This window comes from Streptomyces sp. WELS2 (assembly GCF_013870595.1).
In the GTDB taxonomy this organism is placed as follows: domain Bacteria; phylum Actinomycetota; class Actinomycetes; order Streptomycetales; family Streptomycetaceae; genus Streptomyces.
Genome location: NZ_JACBWZ010000558.1, coordinates 1 through 4,239 on the forward strand (window position 1 = coordinate 1; position 4,239 = coordinate 4,239).

General features: G+C 73.7%; 4 protein-coding genes and 1 pseudogene. 1 reads left to right on the forward strand and 4 read right to left on the reverse strand.

Annotation, left to right across the window (positions count from 1 at the left end):
* Nucleotides 1–752, forward strand: a 752-nt coding sequence (locus tag H5J33_RS25545) for a helix-turn-helix transcriptional regulator (protein WP_181797221.1), incomplete at its 5' end; no start/stop codon positions are given.
* Between the two features lie 136 nt (nucleotides 753–888).
* On the opposite strand, the pseudogene H5J33_RS25550 reads toward H5J33_RS25545, so the two are convergent.
* The 4 genes and pseudogenes from H5J33_RS25550 to H5J33_RS25565 form a co-directional block, all read right to left on the reverse strand.
* Nucleotides 889–1,101: pseudogene (locus H5J33_RS25550) on the reverse strand (DUF6213 family protein); the annotation flags it as partial.
* 26 nt (nucleotides 1,102–1,127) lie between these two features.
* Nucleotides 1,128–2,513 carry an NADP-dependent succinic semialdehyde dehydrogenase gene (locus H5J33_RS25555; protein WP_181797222.1) on the reverse strand — a complete coding sequence of 462 codons (1,386 nt, stop codon included), beginning with the start codon at nucleotides 2,511–2,513 and terminating at the stop codon, nucleotides 1,128–1,130.
* 77 nt (nucleotides 2,514–2,590) lie between these two features.
* The gene (locus H5J33_RS25560; protein ID WP_181797223.1) at nucleotides 2,591–3,064 is read right to left on the reverse strand and encodes an NUDIX domain-containing protein; all 474 of its coding nucleotides are present in this window, start codon (nucleotides 3,062–3,064) and stop codon (nucleotides 2,591–2,593) included.
* Nucleotides 3,061–4,239 (reverse strand): ATP-dependent DNA ligase (locus H5J33_RS25565; RefSeq protein ID WP_181797224.1); only part of this gene is annotated, 1,179 nt, incomplete at its 5' end. The genes H5J33_RS25565 and H5J33_RS25560, both read right to left, overlap by 4 nt.

Consider the following 4,239-nt stretch of genomic DNA (forward strand, 5'->3'; position numbering starts at 1 on the left):
GGCACGAACTGGAGCAGGCGGAGCTGACGGCGGCGCTGCTCGCGGAGGAGTACCGGGCGACGGTGGCGGAACCGGCGGTGCACGACCTGGTGGAGGTGGTGACCGGCGCCTCGGCGGTCTCCCAGCGCTTCCTCCAGCTCCAGCTGGGCGCGGCGGAGGAGGTGTGCGCGCTGGTGACCGGCGACCCGATGGTGGTGTCCGGTATGGAGAACGATGCGGAGGAGCGGGCGGCCGGGCGCGGGGTGCGCTACCGGGTGGTGGTGGAGCGCGCGGTGCTGGACCGGCCGCACGGGCTGACCGAGCTGCGGGCGGCGCTCGGCCGGGACGAGCGGGTCCGGGTGGTGGACCGGGTGCCGACGAAGCTGGTGGTGGCCGACGGTTCGCTCGCGCTGGTGCCGCTTACCTCGAAGTCCGCCGAGCCGGCCGCGCTGGTGGTGCACGCCAGCGGGCTGCTGGAGCTGCTCGCCGGGCTGTTCGAGTCGGTGTGGCGGGACGCGCTGCCGCTGCGGCTGGGCGCCGAGGGGGTGACCGAGGAGCCGCCGGGCGGGCCCGACGCCGCCGATCTGGAAGTGCTCTCGCTGCTGCTGGCCGGGCTGACCGACGCGAGCGTGGCCAGACAGCTGGGCCTGGGGCTGCGGACCGTACAGCGCCGGGTACGGCGGCTGATGGAGCTGGCGGGGGTGACCACCCGGATGCAACTGGGCTGGCACGCCCGGGAACGGGGCTGGGTGACCCGGGAGGAACGCCGCTGACCGGGCCCCCCGCTCGTCACCGGCGGATCGCCGATCATCCGGTGGTGTTCGGCGTGGTGAAGGGCTCGGAGAGCCGCGGGGAGGCGGCGGCGGAGTGACGAGGGCGGGTCAGGGCATGGCGGACGGTGTCGGCCACGGCGACCATGCCGGCGTCGATCCGGTCCGCCAGCTTGGCCAGCTCGATGGTCAGCGCGGCGACGGTGTCCTCGTCGAGCCGCTGCTCACCCGCCTCGACCAGATGCAGCCACCGAGCGCCCACGGTCCGCAACAACTTACTCACGTCGGCCGCGGAGACCTGCAAGGCCCCGCGGTCGTCGACGATCAGAGGCAGGGTCACTTCGCGGTTCACAGAACGGGATGGTAGCCGCGCGGCCCTCACGCACCCTGCCAAACCGTGGTGATGTTGCAGAACTCCCGGATTCCGTGCCCGGACAGCTCACGCCCGTACCCCGAGCGCTTCACCCCGCCGAACGGGAACGCCGGGTGGGAGGCGGTCATTCCGTTGACGTACACCGAACCGGCCTCCAGGTCCCGGGCGAACCGTTCGACCTCGGTCTCGTCCCGTGTCCACACGTTCGAACTCAGGCCGAACGCCGAGTCGTTGGCGATGAGCACGGCCTCGTCCACGTCGTCCGCCCGGTACAGCGTGGCGACCGGTCCGAACGCCTCCTCGCGGTGCACGCGCATCTCCCGCGTGATGCCGGACAGCACGGTCGGCGGGTAGTACCAGCCGGGCCCGTCCGGCCGTTCGCCGCCGCACAGCACCCTCGCCCCGCCGTGCCGGGCGTCGTCGACCAGTTCCTCCAGGTCCGCGCGGCCCCGCTCGCTGGCGAGCGGCCCGACCTCGGTGTCCTCCGCCAGCGGGTCGCCGACCTTCAGGGCCCGCATGCCAGCGACGAACTTCTCCGTGAAGGCGTCGTAGACGTCGGTGTGCACGATGAACCGCTTGGCGGCGATGCAGGACTGCCCGTTGTTCTGCACCCGCGCGGTCACCGCGACCTCGGCCGCGCGGTCGAGGTCGGCGGAGGGCATCACGATGTACGGGTCGCTGCCGCCGAGCTCCAGCACCGTCTTCTTGATCATCTCGCCGGCGGTGGACGCGACCGCCCGGCCCGCCGGTTCGCTGCCGGTCAGGGTGGCCGCCTTGACCCGCTCGTCGCGCAGGATGTCGTCCACCGCGCCGGAGCCGATCAGCAGCGTCTGGAAGCAGCCCTCCGGGAAACCCGCCCGGTGGAAGAGGTCCTCCAGGTACAGGGCCGTCCGCGGCACGTTGGAGGCGTGCTTGAGCAGGCCCGTGTTGCCGGCCATCAGGGCGGGCGCCGCGAACCGGACCACCTGCCACAGCGGGAAGTTCCACGGCATCACGGCGAGCACCGGGCCGAGCGGACGGTAGCGCACCCGCACCCGGGAGGCGCCCGAGTCGCGCACGTCCGCCTCGGCGGGCTCCTCGTCGGCCAGCAGCCGTTCGGCGTGCTCGGCGTACCAGCGCATCGCCTTGGCGCACTTCGCCGCCTCCGCGCGGGCCTGCCGGACCGGCTTGCCCATCTCGGTGGTGACGACCCGGCCGATCTCCTCCTGGTCCCCGTCCAGCAGCTCGGCGGCCTTGACCAGCAACCGGGCGCGCTCGGCGAACGAGGTCGTGCGATAGGTGCGGAACGTGGCCTCGGCCAGCTCCAGCCGGCGTTCCAGCTCGTCCTCGTCCATGGGCTCGTACGTCTTGAGCGTCTCGCCGTTCGCCGGGTTCACCGTCGCGATGGGCATGACCGACCTCCCTGGGAGCGGGCTTGTCTCGACCTTCGCGCGCGGCCCGGCAAGTCGCAACGCGACAGGTCCTCGGATCAGCCCGAGTGCTCCGCCAGCCGGTCGAGAAACGCGGCCTGCGCCGTGACGATCACCGCACGGGCCCGGTCCGGGGTGAACCACGCCACCCGGTCCAGCTCCGGGAACTCCTGGTACCGGCCGGACCGCGGCGGCCACTGCAGGGTGAACGTCCCCGGCTCGATCGTCTCCGGGTCGAGGTCCGCCTCCACCGCCCAGACCGTGACGATCTTGCCGTTGCGCTGCACGACCTCGCCCAGCGGCAGGGCCTCCCCGTCCGGCGGCGCCACCCCCAGCTCCTCGCGGAACTCCCGCCGGGCCGCCTCCCAGGCCGGCTCCGCCGGGTCGTACTCGCCCTTGGGCACGGTCCAGGCGCCCGCGTCCTTCCTCGCCCACAGCGGGCCGCCCATATGGCCGAGCAACACCTCGAGGCCCTGGTCCGTGTGCCGGAACAACAGCAGTCCCGCGCTGCGCCTCGCCGCCCGCACCGTCATGTCCCGGCCTCCGGATGGGCTGCCGGCAGGGCCTGGACGGTATCGGCCTCCTCGGGGCGCTTGTCCTCGCGGTAGCGGACCACGCGGGCGAAACGCAGGGTGACACCGGCCGGATAGCGGGTGGAGCGCTGCAAGCCGTCGTAGGCGATCTCCACGACGAGTTCGGGGCGGACCCGGACCACCCGGCCGTCGTCCTCGACCGCCAGCTCCTGAAGCCGCTCGGTCTGCCAGGCGAGCATCGCGTCCGTCATGCCCTTGAAGGTCTTGCCGAGCATCGCGAAGCCGCCGTCCGGGGTGCGGGCGCCGAGGTGGAGGTTGGACAGCCGGCCGGTGCGCCGGCCGTGGCCCCACTCGGCGGCCAGCACCACCAGGTCCAGGGTGTGCACGGGCTTGACCTTCAGCCAGGACGCGCCACGCCGGCCCGCGCTGTAGGGCGCGTCGAGCGCCTTGACCACCACGCCCTCGTGGCCCCGGGCCAGGGTGTCCGCGAGGAAGCGCTCCGCCTCCGCCAGGTCATCGGGTCCCGCGACCAGCGTGCGCCGCACCCGCATCGGCTCGGGCACCAGCCGGGCCAGCTCCGCGTGCCGCTCGGCGAACGGCAGGTCGAGCAGGTCACGGCCGTCCACCGCGAGGGCGTCGAAGAAGACGGGGGAGACCGGGACCTCCTCGGCCGCCCGCGTCACGTCGGACCGGGAACCCACCCGGCCCGCCGTCTCCTGGAAGGACCGGGGCCGCCCCGCCGCGTCGAAGGAGATCACCTCCCCGTCCAGGATGAACCGCTCGCCCGGCAACGCCAGCGCGGCGGCGGTGACTTCGGGCAGCCGGCCGGAGATGTCGTCCAGGGTGCGGGTGTGGATCCGCACCCGATCGCCGTCCCGGTGCACCTGGATGCGGATGCCGTCCAGCTTCTCCTCCACCGCGCAGGCGCCCAGCTTCCCCACCGCCTCCGCGACCGAGGACGCGCTGTGCGCCAGCATCGGCAGCACCGGGCGGCCCACCGTGAGCCGGAACCGCTCCAGCGCCGCCGGCCCCTCGCCGAGCAGTGCCCCGGCCACCGTCCGGAGCGACCCGGCGAGCATCACGGCCCGCCGTACGTCCGCCGGATCCGCCCGGGTCGCCTGGGCCAGGCCCTCCACCGCGACCGCGTCCAGCGCGCCCTGGCGGACCTCGCCGGT

Excerpts from the sequence above, each read along its gene's own strand:
- H5J33_RS25555 (WP_181797222.1), bottom strand. The coding sequence starts at position 2,513 with ATGCCCATCGCGACGGTGAACCCGGCGAACGGCGAGACGCTCAAGACG.
- H5J33_RS25560 (WP_181797223.1), bottom strand. The coding sequence starts at position 3,064 with ATGACGGTGCGGGCGGCGAGGCGCAGCGCGGGACTGCTGTTGTTCCGG.